25 protein-coding genes and 1 other RNA gene are annotated in these 26,003 nt (G+C 51.5%); 6 read left to right on the top strand and 20 right to left on the bottom strand.

Annotation, left to right across the window (positions count from 1 at the left end; all coding sequences use genetic code 11):
* Positions 1-117 precede the first annotated feature (117 nt).
* The 19 genes from tsaD to tadA form a co-directional block, all read right to left on the bottom strand.
* Entirely contained in the window at positions 118-1,146 is a 1,029-nt protein-coding gene (tsaD, locus tag FC49_RS02085) for a tRNA (adenosine(37)-N6)-threonylcarbamoyltransferase complex transferase subunit TsaD (protein WP_056983967.1), read from the bottom strand.
* 6 nt (positions 1,147-1,152) lie between these two features.
* Positions 1,153-1,716 (bottom strand): ribosomal protein S18-alanine N-acetyltransferase, encoded by a 564-nt coding sequence (gene rimI / locus FC49_RS02080; protein WP_034537886.1) that lies wholly within the window; start codon positions 1,714-1,716, stop codon positions 1,153-1,155.
* Complete coding sequence (gene tsaB / locus FC49_RS02075; RefSeq protein ID WP_004564557.1) at positions 1,700-2,425, bottom strand: tRNA (adenosine(37)-N6)-threonylcarbamoyltransferase complex dimerization subunit type 1 TsaB; 726 nt, start codon at positions 2,423-2,425, stop codon at positions 1,700-1,702. Before tsaB ends, rimI begins: the two co-directional genes overlap by 17 nt.
* Before the next feature lie 276 nt (positions 2,426-2,701).
* Positions 2,702-3,697 carry a UDP-glucose 4-epimerase GalE gene (galE, locus tag FC49_RS02070; protein WP_003716054.1) on the bottom strand — a complete coding sequence of 332 codons (996 nt, stop codon included), beginning with the start codon at positions 3,695-3,697 and terminating at the stop codon, positions 2,702-2,704.
* A 115-nt stretch (positions 3,698-3,812) separates the two neighbouring features.
* Positions 3,813-4,757: a Ppx/GppA family phosphatase gene (locus FC49_RS02065; RefSeq protein ID WP_056983966.1), complete on the bottom strand. Its 945-nt coding sequence runs from the start codon at positions 4,755-4,757 to the stop codon at positions 3,813-3,815.
* Positions 4,741-6,996: an RNA degradosome polyphosphate kinase gene (locus FC49_RS02060; RefSeq protein WP_056983964.1), complete on the bottom strand. Its 2,256-nt coding sequence runs from the start codon at positions 6,994-6,996 to the stop codon at positions 4,741-4,743. The genes FC49_RS02065 and FC49_RS02060 overlap by 17 nt, the downstream gene beginning before the upstream one ends.
* A gap of 2 nt (positions 6,997-6,998) precedes the next feature.
* Positions 6,999-8,513 carry a hypothetical protein gene (locus tag FC49_RS02055; RefSeq protein ID WP_056983962.1) on the bottom strand — a complete coding sequence of 505 codons (1,515 nt, stop codon included), beginning with the start codon at positions 8,511-8,513 and terminating at the stop codon, positions 6,999-7,001.
* Between the two features lie 183 nt (positions 8,514-8,696).
* On the bottom strand, positions 8,697-9,461 hold the full coding sequence (locus FC49_RS02050) for an acyl-[acyl-carrier-protein] thioesterase (RefSeq protein WP_004564548.1): 765 nt from the start codon (positions 9,459-9,461) through the stop codon (positions 8,697-8,699).
* 2 nt (positions 9,462-9,463) lie between these two features.
* Positions 9,464-10,333 (bottom strand): 16S rRNA (cytidine(1402)-2'-O)-methyltransferase, encoded by an 870-nt coding sequence (gene rsmI / locus FC49_RS02045; RefSeq protein WP_004564571.1) that lies wholly within the window; start codon positions 10,331-10,333, stop codon positions 9,464-9,466.
* A 5-nt stretch (positions 10,334-10,338) separates the two neighbouring features.
* Entirely contained in the window at positions 10,339-10,698 is a 360-nt protein-coding gene (locus FC49_RS02040) for an initiation control protein YabA (RefSeq protein WP_003715931.1), read from the bottom strand.
* On the bottom strand, positions 10,695-11,726 hold the full coding sequence (gene holB, locus FC49_RS02035) for a DNA polymerase III subunit delta' (RefSeq protein WP_056983961.1): 1,032 nt from the start codon (positions 11,724-11,726) through the stop codon (positions 10,695-10,697). Before holB ends, FC49_RS02040 begins: the two co-directional genes overlap by 4 nt.
* Before the next feature lie 13 nt (positions 11,727-11,739).
* Positions 11,740-12,063 (bottom strand): cyclic-di-AMP receptor, encoded by a 324-nt coding sequence (locus FC49_RS02030; RefSeq protein WP_003715934.1) that lies wholly within the window; start codon positions 12,061-12,063, stop codon positions 11,740-11,742.
* Positions 12,064-12,084: 21 nt separating this feature from the next.
* On the bottom strand, positions 12,085-12,741 hold the full coding sequence (gene tmk, locus FC49_RS02025) for a dTMP kinase (RefSeq protein WP_004564558.1): 657 nt from the start codon (positions 12,739-12,741) through the stop codon (positions 12,085-12,087).
* Positions 12,738-12,986 carry a YaaL family protein gene (locus tag FC49_RS02020; protein WP_056983959.1) on the bottom strand — a complete coding sequence of 83 codons (249 nt, stop codon included), beginning with the start codon at positions 12,984-12,986 and terminating at the stop codon, positions 12,738-12,740. The genes tmk and FC49_RS02020 overlap by 4 nt, the downstream gene beginning before the upstream one ends.
* Positions 12,987-12,988: 2 nt before the next feature.
* Positions 12,989-13,588 (bottom strand): recombination mediator RecR, encoded by a 600-nt coding sequence (gene recR / locus FC49_RS02015; protein WP_004564572.1) that lies wholly within the window; start codon positions 13,586-13,588, stop codon positions 12,989-12,991.
* 5 nt (positions 13,589-13,593) lie between these two features.
* Complete coding sequence (locus tag FC49_RS02010) at positions 13,594-13,902, bottom strand: YbaB/EbfC family nucleoid-associated protein (RefSeq protein WP_003715920.1); 309 nt, start codon at positions 13,900-13,902, stop codon at positions 13,594-13,596.
* A gap of 20 nt (positions 13,903-13,922) precedes the next feature.
* Positions 13,923-15,728, bottom strand: coding sequence for a DNA polymerase III subunit gamma/tau (gene dnaX, locus FC49_RS02005; RefSeq protein WP_004564569.1), 1,806 nt, complete (start codon positions 15,726-15,728; stop codon positions 13,923-13,925).
* A 164-nt stretch (positions 15,729-15,892) separates the two neighbouring features.
* An RNA gene (gene ffs, locus FC49_RS09730) (signal recognition particle sRNA small type) lies at positions 15,893-15,979 on the bottom strand.
* Positions 15,980-16,020: 41 nt separating this feature from the next.
* A complete protein-coding gene (gene tadA / locus FC49_RS02000; RefSeq protein ID WP_004564549.1) occupies positions 16,021-16,515 on the bottom strand; it encodes a tRNA adenosine(34) deaminase TadA in 495 nt (164 codons plus the stop codon).
* A 250-nt stretch (positions 16,516-16,765) separates the two neighbouring features.
* Between tadA and nrdH the strand changes: the two genes are divergently transcribed.
* From nrdH to FC49_RS01970, 6 genes are all read left to right on the top strand, one after another.
* Positions 16,766-16,987, top strand: a complete 222-nt coding sequence (nrdH, locus tag FC49_RS01995; protein ID WP_004564562.1) for a glutaredoxin-like protein NrdH — start codon at positions 16,766-16,768, stop codon at positions 16,985-16,987.
* Positions 16,988-17,086: 99 nt separating this feature from the next.
* The gene (gene nrdE / locus FC49_RS01990; protein WP_056983957.1) at positions 17,087-19,258 is read left to right on the top strand and encodes a class 1b ribonucleoside-diphosphate reductase subunit alpha; all 2,172 of its coding nucleotides are present in this window, start codon (positions 17,087-17,089) and stop codon (positions 19,256-19,258) included.
* Between the two features lie 79 nt (positions 19,259-19,337).
* On the top strand, positions 19,338-20,357 hold the full coding sequence (nrdF, locus tag FC49_RS01985; protein WP_003715922.1) for a class 1b ribonucleoside-diphosphate reductase subunit beta: 1,020 nt from the start codon (positions 19,338-19,340) through the stop codon (positions 20,355-20,357).
* A gap of 430 nt (positions 20,358-20,787) precedes the next feature.
* Positions 20,788-23,424 (top strand): bifunctional acetaldehyde-CoA/alcohol dehydrogenase, encoded by a 2,637-nt coding sequence (gene adhE, locus FC49_RS01980; protein ID WP_003715960.1) that lies wholly within the window; start codon positions 20,788-20,790, stop codon positions 23,422-23,424.
* 246 nt (positions 23,425-23,670) lie between these two features.
* Positions 23,671-24,048 carry a large-conductance mechanosensitive channel protein MscL gene (mscL, locus tag FC49_RS01975; RefSeq protein ID WP_003716095.1) on the top strand — a complete coding sequence of 126 codons (378 nt, stop codon included), beginning with the start codon at positions 23,671-23,673 and terminating at the stop codon, positions 24,046-24,048.
* Positions 24,049-24,224: 176 nt separating this feature from the next.
* The gene (locus FC49_RS01970; protein WP_056983955.1) at positions 24,225-24,512 is read left to right on the top strand and encodes a hypothetical protein; all 288 of its coding nucleotides are present in this window, start codon (positions 24,225-24,227) and stop codon (positions 24,510-24,512) included.
* Positions 24,513-24,762: 250 nt separating this feature from the next.
* On the opposite strand, the gene FC49_RS01965 is transcribed toward FC49_RS01970, so the two are convergent.
* Positions 24,763-25,800: a DUF5692 family protein gene (locus FC49_RS01965; RefSeq protein ID WP_056983953.1), complete on the bottom strand. Its 1,038-nt coding sequence runs from the start codon at positions 25,798-25,800 to the stop codon at positions 24,763-24,765.
* Positions 25,801-26,003 lie beyond the last annotated feature (203 nt).

Here is a 26,003-nt window from a genome sequence, read left to right as displayed (position 1 = left end):
TGCCTGCCATCTGCGCCGTCGTATTGTTATCTTTAAAGTAACGAAGAGACTGGGTTTAATGCCCAGTCTCTTCGTTATTTCTTCTTAACTCTTATAAAGATAGTGCGGGAAAACAACCTATTCCTTTGCCCGGTCAAACATCAGTCCCGGAACCGCATTTAAGTCCCACGCGGCCCGGTCGCCATGCCGGTAGTCGACTGCCGCCGCCGCACCAATCATTGCGGCATTATCTCCGCAGAGTTTGAGCGGTGCTTGCAGCATAGTCACGTTGGAATGGTACTTAGCCATATCATGGTCCAGCCGGTCACGTAGGCCATGGTTAGCCGCGACCCCGCCGGCAAGAATCAGTTGCTTAACCGGGTACTGGTCAAGCGCACGCATCGTCTTTTCTGCCAGCACGTCAACCACGCTTTGCTGGAAGCTGGCTGCCAAATCATACTTGTTGAGTTCTTCCCCCCGCTGGTCAGCGTTATGGACGGTGTTAATAAAGGCGCTCTTGAGTCCGCTAAAGGAAAAGTCCAGGTTATCCTCCTTTTCCATTGCCCGGGGGAAGTGGAAAGCGTCCTGCCCCTGGGCAGCCCACTCGTCAATCGTTTTCCCCGCCGGGTAGTTCACGCCCAGGACCCGACCAATCTTGTCATAGGCCTCACCAGCGGCGTCGTCACGGGTTTCACCGACGATTTCATATTCATGTTCCTTGGGCATGTACACTAGCTCCGTGTGCCCGCCGGAAACCAGCAGGGCCATCTGGGGATACTTAAATTCCCCCACAAACCGGGCGGCATAGAGGTGCCCCGCCATGTGGTTTACCGGAATTAACGGTAAGTGGTGCGCCCAGGCAACCACCTTCGCCGCAGTAACTCCGACTAGCAAAGAACCAACCAAGCCCGGGCCGTAGGTAACAGCCACGGCCATTAGATCTGGGTAGTCAACGCCCGCTTCAGTCAATGCCTGGTCAATACAGCGGGTAATCCACTCAATGTGGTGCCGACTCGCAACCTCCGGCACCACCCCGCCAAAGCGCTGGTGGCTGTCAATCTGGGTGGCCACGATGTTAGAGAGGATCTTCGTTCCGTCCTCAATAACCGCCACACTTGTTTCATCACAACTTGTCTCAAAGGCAAGAATTAAGTTTCGTTCTGCCATGTGCTCTTATTCTCCTCTACTCAAAAGGTCTGCCTGCATATCAATCGCGTCCTCGTGGTTATCTAAATAATAACGGTGTTTGATTTGCTGTTCACGAAAGCCAAACTGTTCATACAAGTGCCGGGCGGCCAAGTTATGCACCCGCACTTCTAAACTCAGGGAACGGAGCTGCAAATGGCGGGCATAGGCTACCGCGGTCTTAATCAAATACGTTCCCAGGCCCTTTTTCTGCCATCCCGGCGTCACCCCGAGGTTGGTAATGTGGAGGTCCAAGTGGTACCAATCCACTGCCGTCCCGATAAAACCAACAACCTCTTCATCGCTGGTAATCACAAGGTACAGACGGTCATGGTGGCGCTGTAATTCTAGCTGAAAAGCAGCGTAACTCCACGGTGCTGTTCCGTAAATCCGCTCTTCAATCTGCACCATCCGGTTAATATCCTGTTCAGTTGCCTGCCGGACCGTAAAGTGGCGGCCCTGAATCATGACTAGCCGCCGACTAAAATCCAGGAACGGTTGTCGACGGGCATTAATGGTACAGTGGTACCATGACTTAAACTTCTCGAACATAATTTTGTCTATTTTCTCCTGGGTGTAGTTTCTGCCAGTTGGCTTCCGCTTCAGTAATACGCAGGTAGTGCGGCACAAAGGGATCAATTGCTTGGACCGCTGGTCGGTCTTCCCCGGCCAGTGCCAGCTGATAAGTCGATGGAATCCCGTACGCCCGCGGTGCTAGGCTCACGTTTGCCGGCAGGTCATCAAACTGGTCCTGGATTCGCTTGGTCAAGTGGCCCAGTAAAATCACCGGCCGGTCCACCCGACCTAATTGGTCCAGCAGGGTCGTCATTGCCAAGTGCTGGTCCTCAATCAGGTTGACAAGCCGACTGTCCTGCCACTGGTAGGCTCCGGCAAAGACGTTTCCCCGGCGGGCGTCAAAGAAGGGCACGATTACCTGGTCACTGGTGGGGAGGACATTGCGTGCGACTACTTCCAAGCTGGAAACACCCACCAGCGCAACTTTCAGCGTGTCCGCCAGTGTCTTAGCAGTCGTCGCGGCAATCCGAATTCCCGTATACGAACCAGGTCCCTGGGCCACAACGACCCGGTCAAGGTCCGCGGGGGTCCACTGAACCAGCTTAAATAGGTTATCAATTGTCGGCATCAGGTAGATGCTGTGATTGCGAACCATGTTCAAAGTCGTAGTGGCGAGCAGCTGCTCATCCTCAACTAGGGCAACACTCATTGGGTGATTTGAGGTGTCAATGGCAAGTACTTTCATTTCGATCATCCTTTCAATCATAGACCATCTTATCACACCCACCCCGCTTTTGCTGGTTGAAAGTCGGGCGCAAAAAGAAAACTCTTAAATTACGCGACGGACAGCGGTTTCCACTGGTCAGCAAACCCGGTCATAACACCGCTAAGGACTAGCAAGTCGCAGCAATAGGCTCCCCCTTCTTTGAGAACGCAAAAACAGCCTTCAGAGTTCGGCTTTACCGAGCTTTGAAGGCTATTTTACAGCGGACTTTCTCAGCCCGTAACGTTTTCTCTTAAATTAGTCCCGGTCATCGTAGCCCTTAGGGTGGGTCGAGTGCCACTTCCAGGCCGTGGCAATGATGTCGTGAACATCATCGTACTTCGGCTTCCAGCCCAGCACTTCCCGGGCCTTATCACTGGCTGCTACCAGCGAGTCGGGGTCCCCTGGCCGCCGCGGTGCCATCTTAGCAGGAATCGGCTTGCCGGTAACTTCCCGGGCTGCTTCTAGCATCTGCTTGTTGGAGAAGCCGGTTGAGGAGCCGAGGTTAAAGGCGTTGCTCTTGTTTCCGGCCTCCAAGTATTTGATTGCCAGAATGTGGGCATCAGTCAGGTCCATGACGTGAACATAGTCCCGCACATTGGTCCCGTCCGGGGTGTTGTAGTCGTCGCCAAAGATGCTTAGTTCGTCCCGCTTCCCCTGCGCCACTTGAAGGATAATCGGTACTAGGTGGGTTTCTGGACCGTGGTCTTCACCAATCGTGCCGTCCGGGGCCGCTCCCGCAACGTTGAAGTACCGGAGGGCAACAAACTTAATCCCGTATGCCTTGTCTGCCCAGGCCATCATTTCTTCCATCATCAGCTTGCTCAGGCCGTAAGGATTAATCGGCTTTTGCGGATCCGTTTCCTTGATCGGCATGTGTTCAGGAACCCCATAGGTCGCGGCAGTTGAACTGAAGACGATGTATTTGATCCCGTGATCATGCATCGCTTCCAGCAGGGTGATCATTCCACCCGTATTGTTATCAAAGTACTTCAATGGCTTGCTCATTGATTCTGGCACAATTGAGAAGGCCGCAAAGTGAACTACCGCGGTAATGTCTTCGTTCTCAAAGATTTGGTCCAAAAACTTCCGGTCCCGGATATCACCTTCGTAAAACTTAGCCTGCGGGTTAATTGCGTCCCGGTGACCCGTTGACAGGTTATCAGCGACAACCACGTCTTCACCATGTTCTACCAAGTTCTTCACCATATGGGAGCCAATGTAGCCGGCCCCACCAGCAACTAGAATTGCCATCTTATTTCCTCCTTGCTTCAACTACCGCCAGTAACTGACGACTGAACTCTGTTTACCCAAATTGTAGCACAGACCTACTAAAATAATTAGTAAATTTTAGTAAAAGAAAGTAAAACTAGCCAAAGTCCAGCTTGTGCTCCTGGTACTTGAACAGGAGCCCCTCACGAAGACCGCTGTTGCTGAACTCGACCTCATCAATCGCTAGCTGACGCATTAGGGCTAGCAGTGGAAGAAGGCCGCCCACAATCACGTCGGCCCGTTCCCGGGTAACCCCCCGGATGGCCGCCCGGCTTGCCCGGTCGCCTTCCAGCAGTTCGTGCATGATCTGAAAAGCCGTTGTCGAAGTCATCGTCAGGCCATGAATGGGGGCCGCCTTGCCAGCAACCGCGTTCCGCCAGCGGTAAATCTTGGCCAGGGCCCGGTTGCAACCGCCCAGGGCAATAATTCGGCTGCCCCGGAAGCGACTAAGCCAGCGCTGATGTGACAGGGCCTCATCAACTTCAACCATGGCGTCAAAAAGGTTGGCAGCCTGAATTTGATCGCCGAGGTGGTAACGTTGGGACAAAATCACCGAACCCAGCGGGATACTGATGGTTTCTTCGGCCGCCCCGCTTTCCACACCGACCAGCTCCATGCTGGCACCCCCGGTATCAATAATTAGTCCCCGGTCTATTTCTAAGCTATGGGTTACCCCCACGTAGTCGAGGTAGGCTTCCTGGGCTCCGGAAATCACTTGAATGTCAAAACCGGTCTCCTTTTTCGCCCGCTGCAGAAATTCCGCCTGGTTCTGCGCCTGTCGGACTGCCGCCGTTGCTACCGCAATCACCTTGAGGCGCGAATACTGATCACAGATGGTACGAAATTCCCACAGTGCATCCAGCGTTCGTTCTACCGGTTCCTTTTTCAGTGTCTTTTCCGGACCCATTTGCGAAGAGAGGCGGACGTAGCGTTTAACATATTGCTTGGTCACGGCCTCATTATCCGGGAGCAGTTCACTAATTTTCAGCCGGACCGAGTTGGAACCAAGATCAATCACCGCGAGTCTAGTCGTCTTTGCCATTAGCATCATCCTTTTCTTTTAAGTGCAGGCTCGGGACGTGTTTCGAGAGGGTCTCAAAAACATTTGGGAAGTGCCGGCGGGCCTTTTGCTGCTTATTATCCTGTTTGTTCAGGCGGACCGCCTCTTGAACAAAGTATTCCTGCGAATTAAACGGTGCCGCACCGTCACGATCCAGCCGTTCATAGTGGTCTCCTTCCAGGACCCGCGTTTTGACGTTATCCCGCCACATAATATCAAAGATTTGGATAGCCCGGGCTTTGGTATCGGCTTGGGTAACCGGGTACAGTTCCTCTACCCGCCGGTTCAAGTTCCGGGTCATCATGTCGGCACTGGCAAGGTAGATTTCCTCGTGACCATTGCTTTCAAAGTAGTAGATCCGGGAGTGTTCCAGGAAGCGGCCGACAATCGAGTGGACTTCGATATTGTTATGCAATTCCGGGAGGTCGTTGCGCAGGCAGGTAATCCCCCGCACCAGCAACTGAACCTTGACCCCGTTAGCTGCTGCGTCGTAGAGGTGGGCGATAATCTGCTTATCCGACAGGGAGTTCATCTTCATCCGAATCAGGGCCGGGTTGCCGGACTTGGCGACCGCAATCTGGTCGTCAATCTTCTGGTTGATGAAGTTACGAATCCCGTCTGGCGAAACCCGCAGCTGGTAGAAGTACGGCGGACGGGCAAAACCGGAGAGCATGTTAAAGAGGTTGGTCATGTCGACCCCTAATTCATGGGCACAGGTAAACAGCCCCATGTCAGTATAGAAGTGCGCGGTGACATCGTTATAGTTTCCGGTTCCCAGGTGCATGTACCGGCGCAAGCCATCCTCGTCCCGTCGGATTACTAGGGCGACCTTACAGTGGGTCTTTAAGCCAACCAAGCCGTAGATGACGTGGCAGCCCATTTGTTCCAACCGCTGGGCCCAGCGAACGTTATTCTGCTCGTCAAACCGCGCCTTGACCTCGACCAGCACGGTAACCTGCTTTCCCTGCTGGGCCGCCATTCCCAGGTACTTGATAATCGGTGAATTGCCGGAAACCCGGTAGAGGGTCATCTTAATCGCAAGCACGGCGGGGTCGGTCGCCGCCTGGTGGATAAAGTTGACCACCGCGTCGAAGTTGTCATACGGGTGCTGGACCAGGTAATCCTTTTGGCGGATGGCCTTGAAGATGTTATGCTCCATATCCAGCTGGGGGTTTAAGTAGGGTTTGAACGGTTTGAAGCGCAGGTCAGCATGGTCATCGACCATCCCCGATAATTTTTTCAGGAAGGTCAGGTCAACTGGCCCGTCCACCCGGTAAATTGACCGTTCCGAGACGTGGAGGTTATCAATCAGCTGGTCCTCCAGCCACTCATCAATCGTATCTTCAACCTCCAGGCGCATTACCTGACCGTGTTCCCGTTCCCGGAGCTGGTGCTTGACGGCCCGCAGCAAGTCGGAAGTATCTTCTTCCGCCACGTCCAGGTCCATGTCCCGCATGACCCGGTAAGTCGCTGTCGCCAAGATCTGGTATCCCGGGAAGAGCATGGACAGGAATTCCTTTACCAGCTCATCAATCAGAATAAAGTTGTTTTCACCCGGCAGACGGACTAGGCGCTTGTAAATCTCAGGCACCCGGACCGTCGCAAATTTAATTTCTGCTTCTTGACGGTCATCGTGGGGCTCGTTTTGCTTCTTATTAACCTCCTGGTCCCCTTCCAGGGTTTCACGCTTGCCAGGCTGCCGGGCGGTCGGATCCCGCCGCAAGCTGATGGCAATGTTGAGGGAGCTATTGGAGATAAACGGAAACGGCCGGGAGCTGTCGTCCGCCATTGGTGTCAGTACCGGCATCAATTCATCGTTGAAGTAGCGCCGGATGAACTCGTACTGCTTCTGATCCAGGTCCTTGATATGGAGGATATTAATCTGCTCTTTGGCTAACTGGGGAATGATCTGCTGGTTGTAAATCTCGTAACGCTCCTGGACCATCCGATGTTCCTTGCGGTTAACGGCGTTGAGCTGCTCTTCTGGCGTAAGGCCCGAGGCATCAGTCGTCGTGACGTTGGCCGCGGCCAGTTTATGCAGGGACGCCACCCGGACCATGAAGAATTCATCAACGTTACTCTGGGTGATTCCAAGGAAGTTCGCCCGTTCCAACAGCGGGTTGCTGACATCGGTCGCCTCACCGAGAACCCGGCCATTAAAATCAATCCAGCTGAGTTCCCGGTTGACGTAGTTTTCTGGTTTATAAAAGTCCTTATACATTCCTAATTGCCCCTCTCAATTAAGACCGGTTGAATCCCAAAAACATCGTTAAACAGCTTGGCCTTCGAACTAAACGACCACTTCTCTAGAACAAGGTCGTCGTTTGCAGTCGCCTTGATTTTCAAGCGATTATCGCTCGTCAACTTGAGGCTGACCGCCGTAATCTTTTGCTGGCGGGAATCATCAAGGGAATCCACCACCCGCAAAATCGCGGCCAGCTTGGCAATCGTCAGCTGAATATCATCGTCCAAGTGCCGGTAGTGCGGCTGCATTGCGGTCGGTGACTCCGCACTGTGGTAACGGGCCACCTCGGCAATAATTCGGTTGTCCTCGTCCGACAAACCAATCAGCGGGTTCGCCCGCAGGATATAAGCCGAGTGGCGGTAGTGGCCGCTCTGGTTGATAAAATTCCCAATATCATCAACCATGCTGGCAATTTCCAACAGCAAGCGCTCATGGTTGCCTAGCCGGTGGATTGGCCGCAGCTGGTCAAAGAATTGCAGGGCAAACCTAGTCACGAAACGCTGGTGACCATTATTGACCCCGTACCGTTCCGCCAGGTCGTGGGCCGAAGTTCGAATCATGGTGTGAATCTGCTGACGCGACTGGTCATTATTAACGGCAATCCCGTTCGTCAGCCCGTCCATCACCGAAATGTCGGTTACGTAAATATTCGTCGGGTGGATCAACTCAGCCGCCCGGGCAATTACCAGGTAGTTCGGCACCAGCAGCTCCCGTTGGCGCCCCTCGACCAGTTCTTCGTCCCAGAGACGCTGGCTTGGTGCCAGCAGGTCGATCCGGTCGGTGGGGTTGCTAAAGATTTCCCCAGGGATTTCGCCTAAGTGGTGCCGGCGCTCAATGTAGCGCTTAGCCAGGGTCGGCGCATTTTGAATCAGCAGGGTCGTCTTTTTCTTTTGGATCAGTTCTGGGGCAATATAGCCCAGCTTGCTGTTGATATAATCCTGGATGATTTCCTCTGGATTAGTGGTGGTTTGCCGCAGGCGCTCCACCAGGCGGCTGATTTGCGCGCCCCCGAGGTCAAGTTCCCACAGAGTTTCAAAGTTACCGTGGTGGAAAAAGGCCAGGGTCATCGAATCCAGACCCAGACTCACCAGGTAAAGACAGTGTTTGCTTAGCTTATTAAACTCTGCTAAGTGGGTAACGACACAGCTCATTGATTGGGCCATCAGCTGGTTATTGTTTAGCCAGTGAATTCTGAGTCCTGACCGCACTTCCAATTGATCGGCCACGTACTGGGCTGTGACCTCATCCAGGTCTTCCAAGGCCCCGTAAAACGATATTTCCTTGACTTGATAATCCTTGACCAGTTGCTTGAAGCCGTCTAGGTTGTTGACAATTGCTTCCATATTCTGAGCATAGTTGGCAATCTTCTCAGTACCAACCATCAGGGCGCCAGACTGAACATTGTTAACTACCTTCAGACTTGGCAGTTCAATAATGCGTAAACTTACCTGGTTAGGCTCCAAGTAAATTACTGCTGTTAGTGATTTGGCCATTCTATCCCTCCTCAATCTGGTTCGCAGTTCTCTATAAATCCATTATAGCTTATGATTACGCCGGGCCAAAATGGAATCCATTACTGAACTAATATTCACCGCTCGCCAGGAATTAGCTGGAGGATAAAAGAATACACGCCTGAAAATCGACTCTAAAGCCAACTTTCAGACGTGTATTCATCACTAAACTGGTTGCCATTCTAGTTCGGCCGTAGTACAGCACCGGCCGCCAGCCCAAATTTCATGAACTGTGGTGATCCCTTTTTCCTGCCGTTTGAGGTAGTAACGACTTTCAACCGTTGCCCCTTCCTGAACCTCGGCCTCGTAGTTAATCCTAAAGGCAACCGGCCGGTGTCCCCGCAGGAAGTCCGGCCCCAGCGGATCCAACATCCAATCCAGGTAGCGGGCATTATTGACGTGGTGGTTAATGTCGATATCAAAGTACCGTACTTGGTAGTCACGCGCCGCGTACTTGGTGGGCAGCTGCTCCGGCTTAGCTAACCGCGGCAGTCGCTTCTTTAGGGGTGACGCAAAGGGGGTGATCAGTTCGGCGGGAATCCGCATCAGCCGCCGGGCCTTTAAGTCCATCATCACAAAGAGGGCCTTAACGTGGACATATTGCTGCTGGTGGTCAAGGTCCGATAGCCAAAACTCCCGCAGGGCAAAGAATTGGTTGTAGGCCAGCGCCCGGGTGCCAATGATTACCTGTTCGCCAAAATGGGGCTGGTGGGGAGCTAGCTGTCCCTCATAGCCAACAATCACCCAGGCGCCCCCGCTCTTATCAACCGCGGTCCGGTCCAAACCCACAAAAATCGAATGGGCATCTGATACCATCGTCATCATGCTCAGCAACATGCTCATACTGGGATGGCCGGAATCAGTGCACTCATAGTAAGTCAGCTGGTGCTGCATTTCATAGCAATTAGCATTTTGAATCAACTTTGTCACAATTATTCTCCTATGTGGTGGTATTCCCGGTACAAGTCCTGCCGGTTGAGCCGGTTCCGCTTAGCAACCAGCTTGATTGCGGCGTTCGTTGATAACCCGCGCTCAATTTCCTGGTCCACCTGTTCCACGGGGGTCCCTTCGCCCGCACCTTGCTCATCTGCCGGGTGGTCATTGCCGGCAACCAGGACGACGAATTCGCCGCGGGGCTGGTGGTCAATGAAGTAATCCCGTAATTCAGCCAGTGTCCCCCGGCTGAACTCCTCATAACGCTTCGTCAGTTCCCGTGCTAGGACGGCCTGCCGATCATCACCCAATACTTCGGCCAGCGTTGCCAATGTTTTTTTTAGCCGGTGAGGAGCTTCATAGAAAATCATTGTTTCCGGCCGGTTGACAAGTGCCTGGAGCTCACTGACCTGCTGCTGGTGTTTTCGCTCCAAAAAGCCATAAAAGTAAAATGGCTGGGGTGCGAGGCCCGAAGCAATCAGGGCGGTCAGGCCAGCATTGGCACCGGGCAGTGGCACAACCGGGATTCCAGCAGCCACTGCCGCGGCGACCAGTTCCTTTCCCGGGTCCGAGATCGACGGCATCCCCGCGTCACTGCACTGGGCGATCTGCTGCCCCGCCTTGAGCTTAGCCAGCAGTTCTGGGATCCGCTGCTCGGTATTATGCTCGTGAAAACTGATTTGGCGGGTCGTAATTTCAAAATGATTGAGCAGCTGCTGGGTATGACGCGTATCTTCAGCGGCAATCAAGTCAACTGCCCGTAAGGTCTTAATGGCCCGAAAGGTCATATCGTCCAAGTTGCCAATCGGGGTCGGCACAAGATAGAGACGGCCCGTCTGTTCATTATTAAAACTGCTTACCTGCTGCATCACACTTACTCCTGTCTTCCACTCTGTTCGTCCATGCCACTAAAAATGGCCTCATCACAGAAAATACAGCTTTCATGGGGGGCGAGGCGTTCGCCGAAGTGTTTTCGGCAAACGTGAAAGCCCTGGTGATAAAGCTCATTTAACGTCCGGCGCCCCGTGGAAAGTTGTTGTTCCCCGTGCTGGTCCCGGAGCTTCTTGATGGCCTCTTGAAGGTGGCGATTTTCAATTGTCAGCTCAGCATTCTGAGCCAGAGCCACGTTCAGTTGCGACTTTAACGCCGCCAGTTCGTTCCCCATTTCCGTCAAGTGGCTCCCCAGCTTGGCGAGGTTGTCGTAGATATTATTTTGCTGCTGGTTTTCGTTCATGCGCGCGCCCCCGTTTTCCCGTTCAAAGTCTGGACAATTTGAATCGTCAACTGCTCACTGACGTTTTGAAAACTAATGTTTTGTTCTAGCTGGTGGCGGGTGGCCAACGTTAACTGGCTGACCGCAAGTAGCTGCTTGAGCGAGTGCTGTTGACTGACCTGACGAAGCAACTCCAGTTCATCCGTAAAATGTAAACGGGTCGTTTCAGTCACTCCGCTCGCCACCAATAGGGTATCCCGCCAGAGGAGGGTAATCAAGTCCAAGAGTACCTGCTGGTGTTCCCGGTCATGGCCGGCCAGTTTGACCAGGTCCGTCGCCACGTCAACAAAGGCCATCATCTGCCCGGCACTGGCATGCTGGTACCACCGGAGCACTCCCTGGATGGCATTAGCTAACCAGTCATCCGCACACCACGCCTCGACTGCTGCTACCGAGTCAGTCAGCCCTACCGCCACTTGTGAAAGGCGGTGGCTAATCCCCCGGTCAGCCAACACCCCGAGGAGGTCCGCCCGTTTTAGCGGGGCCATCTCTAATACCTGGGTCCGGGATTGAATCGTCGGCAGGACGGCACTCTTATTGCTAGTCAACATCAAAATGTAGGTTCCCGGCCCCGGCTCTTCAATAAACTTCAGCAAGCTGTTAGCCGCACTGGTGGTCATTTTCTCCGCATCTTGGATGATAAAGAGTTTTTGACTCCCCTCCATCGCGCTTTTCGTAAACTCGCTTTTAAGGTAACGAATCCGGTCAACTTTAATTTGCCGGCCCTCTGGTGCAGCGACTACCACGTCAGGATGGTTGCCGCTCAAAATGCGTTGGCATTCCGGGCAGGTCAAGTCGGGCTCGTTATTTTGCGGGTGCAAGCAAAAGAGGTGCAATGCTAACCACCGCGCCACTTCACTTTTTCCTGAACCAGCAGGGCCAACGAGGAGGTAAGCGTGTGCCAATTCCTGGTTATCAATTACCCTCTTCAGCCGTTCAACTAAGCCTGGCTGGAGTTCCTGGGCTGTCGTTGCTTGTTTGCCTGCCACCTAGATCACCTGCTTAAAATTTAAGAAACTGCTCAATCGGCAATACGAAAACGGTCGCCCCGCCAATACGCACATTAACCGGGAAGGCTGACCCACCCTCAGCGTCGATATGCATTTGAGAGGTCACGTACTGTTCCCGCGATTCCGCGTTCTTCTTGATTACGTCGAGAACCGTCTGGACCCGGTCATCCTTGACCCCAATTAAGAAGGTTGCGTTGCCCTCCCGAAGGAAGCCCCCGGTCGTGGATAGTTGGGTAACCTGGATTTCCGCCTTGTTGAAGGCCTTCCGCAGGCGGTTGCTATCCTTAGATTGAACAATTGCAATAATCATTTTCATCGTACTCACCCCTAATGTTTGTTATTCAAATAGGTCTGGAAAACGCTGGTGAATTGTTTGCGCAACAGCGGCAATCACCTGGTCCAACGGCTGGCCGGCATCAATCAGTTTGATCCGATCCGGGTGGGCCTGGTACAGGCGAAGGTAGGCGGCCCGCACCGTCTGGTGGAAGGCCAGCTTTTCTTCATCCAACCGGTTCACCTGGTCAGCCCGGTGCTCGGCAATCCGCCGCAAGCCAACTTCCGATTCGACGTCTAAGTAAATTGTCAGGTCAGGCAGCAGGCCATCGATTGCAAACTGGTTCATCTGCCAAATCACTTGCTCGCCGAGGTGGCGGCCCGCTCCCTGATAGGCAATCGAACTATCAACGTAGCGGTCACACAGGATGACTTTGCCCGCCCGTAAGCCAGGGACGATTTCTGAAACGATATGTTGACGCCGAGCGGCCGCAAACAGCAACGCCTCAGTCCGGCCATCCATATCCGTATTTTCGGGACTAAATAATACCTGGCGAATCTGCTCCGAGATGTGGTTGCCCCCCGGTTCCCGCGTATACATTACCCGGTCGGCACCCAGCTGGTCAACCAGTTGCTGCTGAATCGCCCGGAGGACACTGGTCTTCCCTGCTCCATCCGGGCCCTCAAACGAAATAAATTTTCCCTGTACTTGCGCACTCACTGACTGATGACCCCCTTATTCAACTTGCCATGCACCTTACACCGCCGGGCAATGTTGTATAGGTAAAGGTACTTTTGCTCTTGGATCTTTGCCCGGTCACGCAGCTCACTGCTGACGTTGGCCTCATAAACGGCCCGCTGGGTTTCGCGGGCGTGATCCCAGCTCGCCTTAGTATCATAAATCGTGTCCAGCAAGTGTTGGTTTCGGGCCTGCTTAACCCGGTCGGACTGACGTTTAAACAGCATTTTCACATCTCCGTTCGTCCTTGAACCGCCTTAAACAACGTCATTTCATCAGCGTAGTCAATGTCAGCCCCGACTGACAAGCCATGGGCTAGTCGGGTAACCTTGATTTGAGCCGGTTTGATTAACTTTGCAAGGTAGCCGGCCGTTAGTTCGCCATCAGATGACGCGTTCGTCGCGATGATAACTTCCTTGACCTCTTCGTTCTTTTGCAGCCGTTTCAGGAGACTAGCAATGTTAATGTCTTCAGGTCCCGTTCCGGCTACCGGTGAAATTACCCCGTGGAGGACGTGGTAAAGGCCATGGTACTCGTGCATCCGCTCAAGAGCCATAATATCCTGCGACTGTTCGACCACCAGGATCTGTGACTGGTCACGGGTCTTGTCCCGACAAATCGGGCACGGGTCATCCTCAGTAATGTTGCCGCAAATACTACAACTATGAAGATCCCGCTTCGCCGACAACAACGACTTAGCAAAGTTAGTCACGTCGTCTTCTTGCATCCCCAAAGTATAAAAGGCTAGCCGGGTCGCGGTCTTTTGGCCGATTCCGGGGAGCTTGGTGTAGCTCTCAATCAACTTAGCTAGTGGTTCTGGGTACTGCATCGTGCCTACATCCCCATGCCGCGCGTGTACTTGCCCAGTTTCTGCTGAGTGGCGTCATTAACCTGCTTCATCCCGTCATTAATAGCGGCAACAACCAGGTCTTGCAGCATATCTACATCGTCAGGGTCAACTGCTTCCGGCTTGATCTTCAAGTCAACCAGGGTGTTATCCCCCGTGAACGTCGCCGTCACCATGTCGTCGGGAGCCTTCCCAATGAATTCCTGCTTAGCCAGTTCTTCATGTTCGGCCATCATTTTCTTCTGCATTGCCTTAGCCTGCTTCATCATCTGCTGCATATTCATTCCGCGCATCATTATCCATCATTCCTTTTCTATTAATTATCTTCTACTTTAACGATTTCGCTGCCAAAAAGCTCTTCCGCCTTGCTGACCGGATCAGCCGGCCCGGCTGAATCGCCGGTTGCCGGGGATTGCTGGTCAGCACTGGCCGCCTCCGCCGAATCCTGCTGGCTAGCTGGCGTCGGAGCCGGAGCCTCATTAGCCGGTTGGCGTTTATCCAGTCCGTGGTCCCGGATATATTCTCGCCTGATTTGCGGCCACTTATCCTTCGGTACAAACACCACCTTGCGTTCGGTCCCCGTCAGTTCCTGTAAGCCCTGTTCCATACTGGACAGGAGGGCCGAGTCATCCATCGCCTGCTGAAAGAGGAAGGCATAGTCGAAAGCAACAATTACACCGCCGGTACTGGCTGCCACCGGTTTGGAAACATGGAGCAGCGACCGCTGGGGAACGCTGAGTTTCGATAGGAGTTCCTGCCAGAGCCCCTGGATTTCCACCAGATCCCGCCGGGTCGCCTTGCCCAGCACCGGGTTAATCTGACTGAGTTTGACCTCCACGTTGCGTTGTTGAACCCGGGGCTGGCTCGGCTGCTTAACGGGCTTTGCCGCGGCGGCCGTCGGTGGGGCCGCCTGTAGTTGACTGACCTTGGCTTGTAGCTGTTTAACCGTTGCCTCTAGCTGGGCAATCGTCTGCTGGTCCGCACTAGTTGACTGCGGCTGTTTTGCTGGCACCGAGGTGGTGGCAGGCGCCGACTGGTCATCGATCTGCCCCAGTTTAACCGTCAGCACTTCTAGATAAACGTCGGGGTGAGTGGTGAACCGCATCTCCTCTTGAATGCCATTAAGCGCGTCAATCATCTGGTACAAGACCGTTGCCGGGGCCGCGGCACTCATCTTCTGGAAGTCCTCGTCGGTCAGTCCCGTACTCTCGACCATGATGAGTTGGGGTGATTCTTGGTACAGGAGTACGTCCCGGATGAAGGAAATCAAGTCCTCAATAAAGCGTTGCCCGTCTTTACCCGCATTAAGGATGTCCTTCATCGTGTTCAAGGCGTCGGCACTTTTGTGAGCCGTTACTTCAAAGAAATACTTTTCCAGCAACTGCTTGGTAACACTCCCCGTCACCGTCAGAGCATCCTTGAGCTGGACTTGGTTATCACTGAAGGATAATACCTGGTCAAGAATACTCAGGGCGTCACGCATTCCGCCCTCGGCCGCGTTAGCAATCACCCAGAGGGCTTTTTCTTCATACTGGACTTGTTTTTGGTCCAAGATATACTTCATCCGCTCATAAGCGTCCTGGGCAGAAATTCGCCGAAAGTCGAAGCGCTGCACCCGAGAAATAATTGTCAAAGGAATCTTGTGCGGCTCAGTCGTTGCCAAGATAAAGACCACGTTTGCCGGTGGTTCTTCCAGCGTTTTGAGCAGCGCGTTGAAGGCTCCCGTCGACAGCATATGCACTTCGTCGATAATATAAACCTTGTAATCCGCTTGGGTCGGCGCGTACTTGGCCTTATCCCGGATATCCCGAATTTCCTCCACCCCGTTATTTGAGGCGGCATCAATTTCGATCACATCATTGAGCTGGCCGTGCGTGATTGCCTTACAAATAGCGCACTCATTGCACGGCTCGCCATCCTTTAGATGGTGGCAGTTAATGGCTTTGGCAAAGATTTTAGCGGCAGATGTTTTACCGGTCCCCCGGGGCCCCGCAAAGAGATAAGCGTGACTAATCTGGTGGGTGACAATTGCGTTCTTCAGGGTCTGCGTGACCACCTGCTGCCCCACTAGCTCGTCAAAGCGCTGGGGACGCCAAACCCGGTATAATGCTTGGTAACTCATCGCGTGGCTTCCTTTCTTCATTCTTAGTACATTACTTAAATATTATACTAGCTTTCTGCTAATTTTCGATAATAAAACTTCTGCTCTTCCCAACAAATTTGGAATAATTAAGAATATAAAAGGGAGAGCTGTGGCTAACGACAGCTCTCCCGCTTTAATTTCAATCAAACTTAGAGCACAAGGCACATCAAACTTAGTGCTGCTTCCTTCCGGACCTGACACGGTTCGTAAGCGCACCCTTGCCCTAAGGCCTTACGGCAATTAGTATAATACACTACTTCAGTCGGAAATGCTAGTCTCCTGCCCGACCTTTTTTGCGGGCGGCCTTTTTCCGCCGCCGAATTGCCCGAAAGAACTCCTTTAGCACCTGACTGCATTCAGCCTGCATAATTCCGCTCTCTACCCGGACCTGGTGGTTCAGCCGTGAATCAGCCAGTAGGTGGTAAAGACTATCAACCGCCCCGGCTTTAGGATCAGCCGCCCCGTAATAGAGATTGGCAATCCGGGCATTGATAATGGCGCCGCTGCACATAATGCAAGGCTCCAGGGTCACATACAGGTCACAATCTTCCAACCGCCAACTATGAAGTCGTTCACAGGCCTCCATAATTGCTAACATTTCAGCATGGTAGGTGACGTCTTGGAAATGCTCCCGCATATTGTGCCCCCGTCCAATGATCTGATTATCCTTAACCACGACTGCCCCAATCGGCACCTCGTTTAAGATTGCTGCCTGCCGGGCCTCAGCTAAGGCCGCCGCCATAAATTTTTGTTGTTCTTTTTCCATTGCAAACTTTCCTCAAATTTTTCGCCATCTCGTCCTAATTCAGTGTATAATATTAAATTAGTTCCGAAAACTTATCTAGTGATTAAATAAAAAAGTTTCACGCTAAAATAGTCAGCGTGCTCCGTACCACATATTGTGTTTCACTGATTGTCATTCACAATATGTGGTACTTTTTTTAATTGATTTTTTCGATATTCCAGCTATACTTAGTAACATCAACTACGAATTAATTTCCTGGGAGGTTTTCATTATGGTTACTGTTTTTTCTAAAAACAACTGCATCCAATGCAAGATGACCAAAAAGTTTTTGCAACAGCACCAAATCAACTTTGTTGAACACAATATTGACGAACAGCCGGAATACGTTGACCAGCTAAAGGCAGCTGGTTTTCTGGCCACCCCAGTAGTCAAATTACCTAACGGCAGTGCTTTTTCTGGCTTCCGGCCGGATCGCTTGCAGGCACTGGCCTAACTAATTTGATATCCGACCCCGTTTCAAACCAGGCGCACCCATGAGCGTGCCTGGTTTGCTTATTGTTTCAGCAATCTTTAGAAGGAGCACTTACTAATCATGGCCTTATCTGACATTGATATTACCAAAGTTAAATACTACGACCTCAACAACGAAGTCAATATCCCCCGTAACGGCAAGATCCAACTGGACAAGGACCAGGAAGCACTGGCGGATTTCATCGCCCAAAATGTCCGGCCCAACACCAAGCAGTTTGCCTCATTAACGGACCGCTTCCAGTGGCTAGAAGATAATGACTACATCGAAGAAGGCTTTGTGGACAAGTACAGCCCAGCCTTTTTGACCAAGCTCTATGACTACTTAAAGGCTCAGGATTTCCACTTCCACTCCTTTATGGCAGCCTACAAGTTCTATGCCCAGTACGCTCTCCGGACGGATGACAAGGAATACTACCTGGAAAACTACATTGACCGGGTCGCAATGAACGCTCTCTACCTAGCGGATGGGGATGAAGAACTCGCAATGGACCTGGCGGACGAAATCATCCACCAGCGCTACCAGCCTGCTACCCCAACTTTTCTTAACGTCGGCCGAAAACGGCGGGGGGAATTTGTGTCCTGCTTTGCCATCCAGGCTACTGACGATATGAACACGATTGGCCGGACTATCAACTCCGCGCTCCAGCTCTCCAAGATTGGCGGTGGCGTTGGGATCAACCTCAGCAACCTGCGGGAGGCTGGCGCCCCAATTAAAAAGATCAAGGGGGCCGCTAGTGGGGTTGTCCCGGTTATGAAATTATTGGAAGACAGTTTCTCCTATTCCAACCAGCTCGGCCAGCGGCAAGGGGCCGGTGTGGTCTACCTGAGTGTCTTCCACCCGGATATTATTGAATTTCTCGGTGCTAAGAAAGAAAACGCCGACGAAAAGATCCGGCTAAAGACCCTGTCCCTTGGGATTACGGTTCCCGATAAGTTCTATGAGTTAGTTGAAAAGGACGAGGATATGTACCTCTTTAGCCCTTACGACGTGGAACGGATTTACGGCAAACCCTTCTCCTACGTTGACATTACCAAAGAGTATGACAACCTGGTCGCTAATGATGAAATTCGCAAGAAAAAGGTTAATGCTCGGGACCTGGAAGATGAAATCAGTAAGCTCCAGCAGGAATCGGGTTACCCATACATCATCAACATCGATACGGTTAACCGGGCCAACCCGATTGACGGTAAGATCGTCATGAGCAACCTCTGCTCAGAAATCGCCCAGGTTCAGGTCCCATCCAAGGTTGCCGATGACCAGTCTTACGAAACTCTGGGAACCGACATCAGCTGTAACCTCGGTTCTACCAACATCGCTAACATGATGGATAGTCCAGACTTCGGCCGCTCCGTCCGTGCCATGATGCGGGGCTTAACCCACATTAGTGACGTTGAAAACCTTACCGTCGTCCCAAGTATCAAGCGCGGTAACGCCCTCGCCCACTCCGTTGGTCTGGGAGCAATGGGGCTCCACAGTTACCTGGCTAAAAACCATATCCAGTACGGCAGCCCGGTTGCCATCGAATTTACCGGCGTCTACTTCATGCTGCTCAACTACTGGTCATTAGTCGCTTCAAACGAAATTGCCAAGGAACGGCAAGAAACTTTCCATAACTTTGATAAGAGTAGCTACGCTGATGGCTCCTACTTCGATAAGTACACCACTAAGGACTTGGGACCACAATCTGACGTCGTTAAAGACCTTTTCCACGGAATCTTCATCCCAGGGCCAGCCGACTGGGCAGCCCTCAAAGAAAAGGTCATGCAGGACGGGCTCTACAATGAGTACCGTCTCGCCGTGGCACCAAACGGGTCCACTTCCTACATCAATGACTCCACTGCCAGCCTGACCCCAATTATCAACCGGGTCGAAGAACGGCAAGAAAAGATGATTGGGAAGATCTACTACCCAGCGCCATACCTGTCTAATGACACGATGCCTTACTACCGTTCCGCTTACGACATCGATATGCGCAAGGTCATTGACACTTATGCCGCCGCACAGCAACACGTTGACCAATCCATGTCCTTGACCCTCTTCATGCGGTCAACCATCCCGGAAGGCCTCTATGAGTGGAAGAATGGCCGGACCAACAAGATGACGACCCGTGACCTGAATATCCTCCGGCACTATGCCTACCAGAAGGGAATCAAGTCAATTTACTACATCCGGACCTTTACGGATGATAATGACGAGATTGGTGCCAACCAGTGTGAAAGCTGCGTCATTTGATTTTCATAAAAATCATTGCTAAAATTTGAATGCAATTAAAATATTATAGGTTGATTAATTTAAGGAGCAGGCTAGGTAAATGAAACTTGAAGAATTTAAACCATTAAACCAATATAAGGCCATCAATTGGAATGAGATTTCCGACATGATTGACAAGGCAACGTGGGAGAAACTGACTGAACAGTTTTGGTTGGACACCCGGATCCCGGTTTCCAATGATATGGACGACTGGCGCAACCTCGATGAAGACCACCAGTGGACCGTGGGCCACGTCTTCGGGGGCTTGACCCTGCTGGACACCGTCCAATCTGAGGCCGGGCTGACGGCCCTCAAAGAAGACGTTAAGACCCAGCACGAAACAGCGGTATTGAACAACATCCAGTTCATGGAATCCGTCCACGCCAAGAGTTACTCCACTATCTTCTCCACACTCAATACTCCCGACCAAATTGACGAAATCTTTAACTGGTCCGATACCGAAGAGTACTTGCAGAACAAAGCGACGAAGATTGCTAACATGTACCTGAACCCGGCGGAAGATCCGTTAAAGAAAAAGGTTGCTAACGTCTTTCTGGAAACCTTCCTCTTCTATTCTGGTTTCTATACTCCCCTCTACTACCTGGGACACAACGAGTTAAACAACGTGGCGGAAATCATCAAGTTGATTTTGCGTGACGAATCTGTCCACGGTACCTACATCGGCTACAAGTTCCAAGTGGGTCTGCATGAACGGACCGAAAAGCAACAGCAGGACATGAAAGACTGGCTGTACAACTTCCTGTACGAACTCTACGATAACGAAGAGAAGTACACTCACCTGCTGTACGACAAGATTGGGTGGACCGATGACGTTCTGACCTTTATCCGTTACAATGCCAACAAGGCCCTCATGAACCTGGGGCAGGATCCACTCTTCCCAGATACGGCAGCTGACGTCAACCCCGTCGTAATGAACGGGATTTCTACTTCCACTTCCAACCACGACTTCTTTAGCCAGGTTGGTAACGGCTACCGGCTTGGTGAAGTGGAAGCAATGAAGGATGACGATTACCGGATCATGGACCCTAATGCCGGAAAAGATAAGAATTCCCGGGACTAACCTTTCCCTAAGGATTGATTCTTTATAAATAGTTAGAAACCAGCATTCGAGACTGAGAATTAACTCAGTCTCTTTTTTGTTTTAAAGCTAAAAATGGCTTAGCGTAGTCATTCCTCGTTGTTCACTTTTTATTAAAGTAATAGGACCTATGTCACAACTCTTTTTGGTTTCTCCCCCGTCCTCTAGCAATTGTGAACCAGTGATCATCGTCAAATGTGCAACCGATTGCGCAAACTGGACCTAAACTAAATTTATACCAATCTTTTTTGTAGCAACCACGGCCTTGCTACCATCAGATTGGAAGCGAATTCACTCCTATCAACCATTGTGCAATCAGTCACAAGACTATTGAAAAGAACGGCCGCCTAGTGTACTATTAATCATGTTCAAAAGGTAACAAAAACATAAGAAACGAAGGAGAAACTTGATTATGGCAACTTCAAAGAAACATCAAGTTGAGCAAAAGCAAACTGAGCAAGACAAGCAGCAAGCGGCCCACGAACTGATCGATGGATTGGTTCAAAAGAGCCAAGTTGCTTTTGACCAGTTGCGTAACTTTACACAAGAGCAAGTAGATAACATCTGTCAGGCCATGGCTCTGGCAGCGGAAGAACATCACATGGACTTAGCGGTCAGCGCCGCAAATGAAACTGGCCGTGGTGTTGCCGAAGATAAGGCCATCAAGAACATCTACGCCAGTGAATACATCTGGAACAACATCCGCCATGACAAGACGGTTGGCATCATCGAAAACAACGACGAAGACCAAACGATCACCATTGCGGACCCACTGGGAATCATCGCCGGAGTAGTTCCTGTTACCAACCCTACTTCCACCACGATTTTCAAGTCAATCATCTCCGCCAAGACCCGGAACACGATCATCTTCTCGTTCCACCCGCAGGCCTTTGAATCTTCCGTAAAGACCGCGAAGATCCTCCAGGCAGCTGCTGAAAAAGCGGGTGCGCCAAAGAACATGATCCAATGGATCCCACAATGCAGCCGTGAAAACACGAACGCCCTGCTCCAGCACCCGAACATCGCCACGATTTTGGCTACTGGTGGTCCCGGCTTAGTTAAGGCCGCTTACAGTTCTGGTAACCCAGCCTTAGGGGTTGGTCCTGGTAACGGTCCGGCCTACATCGAAAAGTCAGCCAACATCGAACGGTCCGTTTACGACATCGTTCTTTCCAAGACCTTCGATAACGGAATGATCTGTGCCTCCGAAAACTCCGTCGTAGTTGATGACGAAATTTACGACCAAGTTAAGGAAGAATTCCAGAAGTGGAACTGCTACTTCGTTAAGCCAAACGAACTGCAAACCTTCTCCGACGGCTTCATTGACCCACAACGGCACCAAGTACGGGGCCCAATCGCCGGCCGTTCTGCTAACGCCATCGCGGAAATGTGCGGTTTGAAGAACGTCCCTGACAACACTAAGGTCCTGATTGCCGAAATCGACGGTGTTGGTGATGACTACCCACTGTCCGCCGAAAAGCTGTCACCAGTGCTAACCATGTATCGGGCTAGCTCCCATGAAAATGCCTTTGACATCTGTCGGCAACTGCTGCACTACGGTGGTGAAGGGCACACGGCCGCTATCCACACCTTGGATGACGACCTGGCAACCAAGTACGGCCTCGAAATGCGGGCTTCCCGGATTATCGTTAACTCCCCATCAGGTATCGGTGGGATTGGTAACATCTATAACAACATGACCCCATCCCTGACCCTGGGGACTGGTTCCTACGGTGGTAACTCCGTTTCTCACAACGTTACTGACTGGGACCTCTTAAACATTAAGGTAATCGCTAAGCGGCGGGAAAACCGGCAATGGGTTAAGATTCCCCCAAAAGTATACTTTCAACGGAATTCACTGAAAGAATTGCGCGATATTCCAAACATTAACCGGGCCTTCATCGTTACTGGTCCCGGAATGAGCAAGCGGGGCTACGTTCAACGGGTCATCGACCAACTCCGCTTACGGCAAAACGAAACCCCATTCCTCGTCTTCGATGACGTTGAAGAAGACCCATCGACGCACACCGTCGAAAAGGGTGTCGCAATGATGAACGACTTCAAGCCGGACACGATCATCGCCCTCGGTGGTGGTTCACCAATGGACGCTGCTAAGGCAATGTGGATGTTCTACGAGCACCCAGAAACTTCCTGGTACGGGGTAATGCAAAAGTACCTTGATATCCGGAAGCGGGCTTACCAGATCAAGAAGCCAACCAAGTCCCAACTGATCGGGATTCCGACGACTTCCGGGACTGGTTCAGAAGTAACGCCATTCGCGGTTATCACCGACTCCGAGACCCACGTGAAGTACCCACTGGCTGACTACGCCTTGACGCCAAACATCGCCATCGTTGACTCCCAGTTCGTAGAAACTGTGCCAGCTAAGACGACTGCTTACACGGGTTTAGACGTTCTCTGCCACGCCACTGAATCCTACGTTTCCGTCATGGCAACTGATTACACCCGTGGTTGGTCCTTGCAAACCGTTAAGGGCGCGATGGAATACCTGCCGAAGTCTGTTCAGGGCGACAAGCTTGCCCGGCGGAAGATGCACGACTTCTCCACGATGGCCGGGATGGCGTTCGGACAGGCCTTCCTGGGAATCACCCACTCCCTGGCCCACAAGATGGGTGGGGCGTTCGGTCTCCCTCACGGTTTGCTGATTGCCATCGCCATGCCACAGGTAATCCGCTTTAACGCCAAGCGGCCGCAAAAGCTGGCTCTCTGGCCACACTACGAAACTTACCACGCTACTAAGGACTACGCTGACCTAGCCCGCTTCATCGGCCTTAAAGGCAACACGGATGAAGAACTGGCCGAAGCATACGCCCAAAAGTACATCGACGTTGCCCATGAATGTGGGGTTACCCTGAGCTTAAAGGCGAACGGGGTTTCCCGTGAAGAATTCGACAAGGTCGTTGATGAATTAGCCGTCCTGGCCTACGAAGACCAATGTACGACGACTAACCCGGTAGAACCACTGGTTAGCCAGTTGAAGGAACTGCTGGAACGCTGCTACAACGGTACGGGTGTCGAAGAAAACTAACTAATTACCAATTACCTAAATCAATCAATCTACCTCGCACCTAACCGCGCAGCGAAAGACAAACGCTCAAAATCAGCTTGCTAGCCGATTTTGAGCGTTTTTGCTCACTCTTATTTATCCAAGAAGCTGCCCGCACTGCTTATTCCGCGCCTTCCCTTGATTTTTAATTAAGTTCAGCGCCTAAGATAGCTAAGTCCCCTCCCTATTTGCTACAATATGGTTACTAAAATAATCAAGGAGGATGCTATGCTCAAAGAATTTAAGGACTTTATCGCCCGGGGCAACGTCATTGATATGGCCGTTGGGATCATTGTCGGGGCTGCGTTTACGTCAATCGTCAACTCACTCGTCACCAATTTAATCAACCCCTTGGTGGGACTCTTTGTCGGTAAAATCGACCTCTCCAACCTCGTCTTTACCGTCGGCGACGCCCAGTTCAAATACGGTGCCTTTTTGAATGCCGTAATCAACTTCCTGATTATTGCCTTCGTAGTGTTCATGCTGGTAAAGGGAATCAACCGCTTTCGGAAAAAAGAGGCGCCAGCACCAGCCAAGCCATCGCCGGAAGCCGAATACCTCAAGGAGATTACTGAACTCTTAAAGGAGCGGAAAGCGGATAACTAGGATAAAAGTTGACTGGTGTTCCTCAATGGATTAATCTGCTCGTTTTAATCCATTAATAATCATTTTAAAACCGTTATGCTTTGCTTTATCGCAAAGTGAAGTTATAATTAAAGTGAATAATAAATAACGTTATTTATTATTCGCGGTAACCAATATGATCTAAGGAGGGATGTCTTATGTTTAACACTGTATTTTGGATTCTAGCCATTTGGTTCGTTATTAACGTCATTTGGATGTGGTTCAGACTCGACGATCAGAAGTTGCAAAAGACCTTCACCTGGATTAATGTTTGTGCCATTATTATCGGTTTCTGTGTCTACTACATGGCCGGGCCAGTCGGAAGTGGAATTGACGGCTGGTTTACCGCAATGAATTGGATCAACATCTTAGTTGCAATTCTCCAATTCTACTATGGATACCGGAGCCACTCTGCTGGTAATGTTCACCATGCTGGCAGTCACTAAAACGAAGCACGTTCTTCGTTAATCACACGGACCCGTGAGCTGTTGCCGTCGCTCACGGGTCTTTTCTTATGCTGTTTTTTGCGTGCTCACAACAGTAGCCAGAGCTCTCTTTGTTGGAGAATAGATAATGGGAGCTGGAAACTTTAATAAACACAAACAGGCTCCAGTGCTCGGTAAAACCGAACTCTGGAGCCTGCGCGTCAATGGGAGGCAGATAATCACGCTCCCCACTATTACTAAAGCAGCGGTATTAACGACGGGCCATTGCTTCGTCGTAATCCCTGGTACCAACGAATACCGGTTGCAGGTATGGGTTGATGTGCTGCTTGATTGCCCGCTTCCAAATATCCGTGAAGACAACCACGTTAATTACAATTGAGAAGACGGCAATGATTCCCATCATGTGCGGACCAGCAGCAGTTGGGTGAACTGCCGGGTTCATGACCCCGTCCTTGTAAAGAACGGGCAGAACTGAGAACTTGCTGTGATCTTGGAAGAGCGGGAAGACTTGGGCAACCATACACCAGATTGCTAAGGTGTTCGCCCGGTTTTGAATCCAGCCACCCTTGTTCCAGAATTCAGCAGCAAAAGTTGGTGCCAACAGCAGGGCCAAACCACAGTACCAAGAGTGGGTCGGCAGGTTGCTGTAAGTGTACTCGAAGTTCCAGACATCGTAGGCCAGGATAAATTCCCAGGTCATGTCCGGCCACAGCATATCCTGCTCATTACGGGAGGAGTAAATCCCGAACCAGCCGGTCATACAGAAGACATTGATAATCCCGGCCAGGCCGTTGAGGACGTTCCACCAGCCACCGTAGAGCCACACCCCTTCGGAGGAGAGCCACCACTGGCTACCGGTCGTTTCGAGGGCGTGCATCCCCCGAATCGCCGACTCAAAGTCACTCCCCACGGCGATAAAGATATTAATCGCCACAATCACGAACGGGAAAATCTTAAACCAGTAAGCCTTTCCCAGGTGTCCCCAGTGGTACTTGAGGATCATAAAACCGATACAGCCGAAGGTCGCCGCATAGAGCTTGGCATAGTGGAACCAGCTGTTCATATGAACATAGGTCGGATTGTGCAGCGCCCAGGCTTGCCCCTGCCCAGCACAGACGTAAATGGCAATAAAGTAAATCGTCAGTGCAATCGGGAGGACCACAAAGAAGAAGAGGCCGCCGACTCTCGTCCGCCGGGCGATTTCGTTGGTAACCACCAGGCAAATAAATACGAGAATCCAACCGAAAAATTGCCAACCTGATTGGCTACCATAAACTTGAAATAGCATTGAACTAGACCTTCCTTTCCTAAAATTTGTCTTAGCTGACACCTTTATTTTAACTTATTTAGCTTGGCCGTTGGTAAGCGTTTTCTTTAATTTGTCGCAGAATAGTACAATTGACCAACAACCTCCTAAACATTTAACCGTAAATATGTCCATAAAAAAAGGAGCTTCAGTGCTCTCGGCAAAGCCGAACTCTGAAGCCCTCT

It is taken from the genome of Limosilactobacillus oris DSM 4864 (genome assembly GCF_001434465.1).
Taxonomy (GTDB): domain Bacteria; phylum Bacillota; class Bacilli; order Lactobacillales; family Lactobacillaceae; genus Limosilactobacillus; species Limosilactobacillus oris.
This window is presented reverse-complemented; position numbering and strand designations above follow the sequence as displayed.

Excerpts from the sequence above, each read along its gene's own strand:
- nrdF (WP_003715922.1), top strand. The coding sequence starts at position 19,338 with ATGAAACTTGAAGAATTTAAACCATTAAACCAATATAAGGCCATCAAT.
- FC49_RS01965 (WP_056983953.1), bottom strand. The coding sequence starts at position 25,800 with ATGCTATTTCAAGTTTATGGTAGCCAATCAGGTTGGCAATTTTTCGGT.
- FC49_RS01970 (WP_056983955.1), top strand. The coding sequence starts at position 24,225 with ATGTTTAACACTGTATTTTGGATTCTAGCCATTTGGTTCGTTATTAAC.
- mscL (WP_003716095.1), top strand. The coding sequence starts at position 23,671 with ATGCTCAAAGAATTTAAGGACTTTATCGCCCGGGGCAACGTCATTGAT.
- galE (WP_003716054.1), bottom strand. The coding sequence starts at position 3,697 with ATGGCAATTCTAGTTGCTGGTGGGGCCGGCTACATTGGCTCCCATATG.
- tsaD (WP_056983967.1), bottom strand. The coding sequence starts at position 1,146 with ATGGCAGAACGAAACTTAATTCTTGCCTTTGAGACAAGTTGTGATGAA.
- recR (WP_004564572.1), bottom strand. The coding sequence starts at position 13,588 with ATGCAGTACCCAGAACCACTAGCTAAGTTGATTGAGAGCTACACCAAG.
- FC49_RS02060 (WP_056983964.1), bottom strand. The coding sequence starts at position 6,996 with ATGTATAAGGACTTTTATAAACCAGAAAACTACGTCAACCGGGAACTC.
- adhE (WP_003715960.1), top strand. The coding sequence starts at position 20,788 with ATGGCAACTTCAAAGAAACATCAAGTTGAGCAAAAGCAAACTGAGCAA.
- tsaB (WP_004564557.1), bottom strand. The coding sequence starts at position 2,425 with ATGAAAGTACTTGCCATTGACACCTCAAATCACCCAATGAGTGTTGCC.
- FC49_RS02020 (WP_056983959.1), bottom strand. The coding sequence starts at position 12,986 with ATGCTGTTTAAACGTCAGTCCGACCGGGTTAAGCAGGCCCGAAACCAA.
- tadA (WP_004564549.1), bottom strand. The coding sequence starts at position 16,515 with ATGGAAAAAGAACAACAAAAATTTATGGCGGCGGCCTTAGCTGAGGCC.
- FC49_RS02040 (WP_003715931.1), bottom strand. The coding sequence starts at position 10,698 with ATGAACGAAAACCAGCAGCAAAATAATATCTACGACAACCTCGCCAAG.
- nrdE (WP_056983957.1), top strand. The coding sequence starts at position 17,087 with ATGGCCTTATCTGACATTGATATTACCAAAGTTAAATACTACGACCTC.
- rsmI (WP_004564571.1), bottom strand. The coding sequence starts at position 10,333 with ATGCAGCAGGTAAGCAGTTTTAATAATGAACAGACGGGCCGTCTCTAT.
- FC49_RS02055 (WP_056983962.1), bottom strand. The coding sequence starts at position 8,513 with ATGGCCAAATCACTAACAGCAGTAATTTACTTGGAGCCTAACCAGGTA.
- FC49_RS02065 (WP_056983966.1), bottom strand. The coding sequence starts at position 4,757 with ATGGCAAAGACGACTAGACTCGCGGTGATTGATCTTGGTTCCAACTCG.
- FC49_RS02030 (WP_003715934.1), bottom strand. The coding sequence starts at position 12,063 with ATGAAAATGATTATTGCAATTGTTCAATCTAAGGATAGCAACCGCCTG.
- dnaX (WP_004564569.1), bottom strand. The coding sequence starts at position 15,728 with ATGAGTTACCAAGCATTATACCGGGTTTGGCGTCCCCAGCGCTTTGAC.
- rimI (WP_034537886.1), bottom strand. The coding sequence starts at position 1,716 with ATGTTCGAGAAGTTTAAGTCATGGTACCACTGTACCATTAATGCCCGT.
- nrdH (WP_004564562.1), top strand. The coding sequence starts at position 16,766 with ATGGTTACTGTTTTTTCTAAAAACAACTGCATCCAATGCAAGATGACC.
- FC49_RS02010 (WP_003715920.1), bottom strand. The coding sequence starts at position 13,902 with ATGATGCGCGGAATGAATATGCAGCAGATGATGAAGCAGGCTAAGGCA.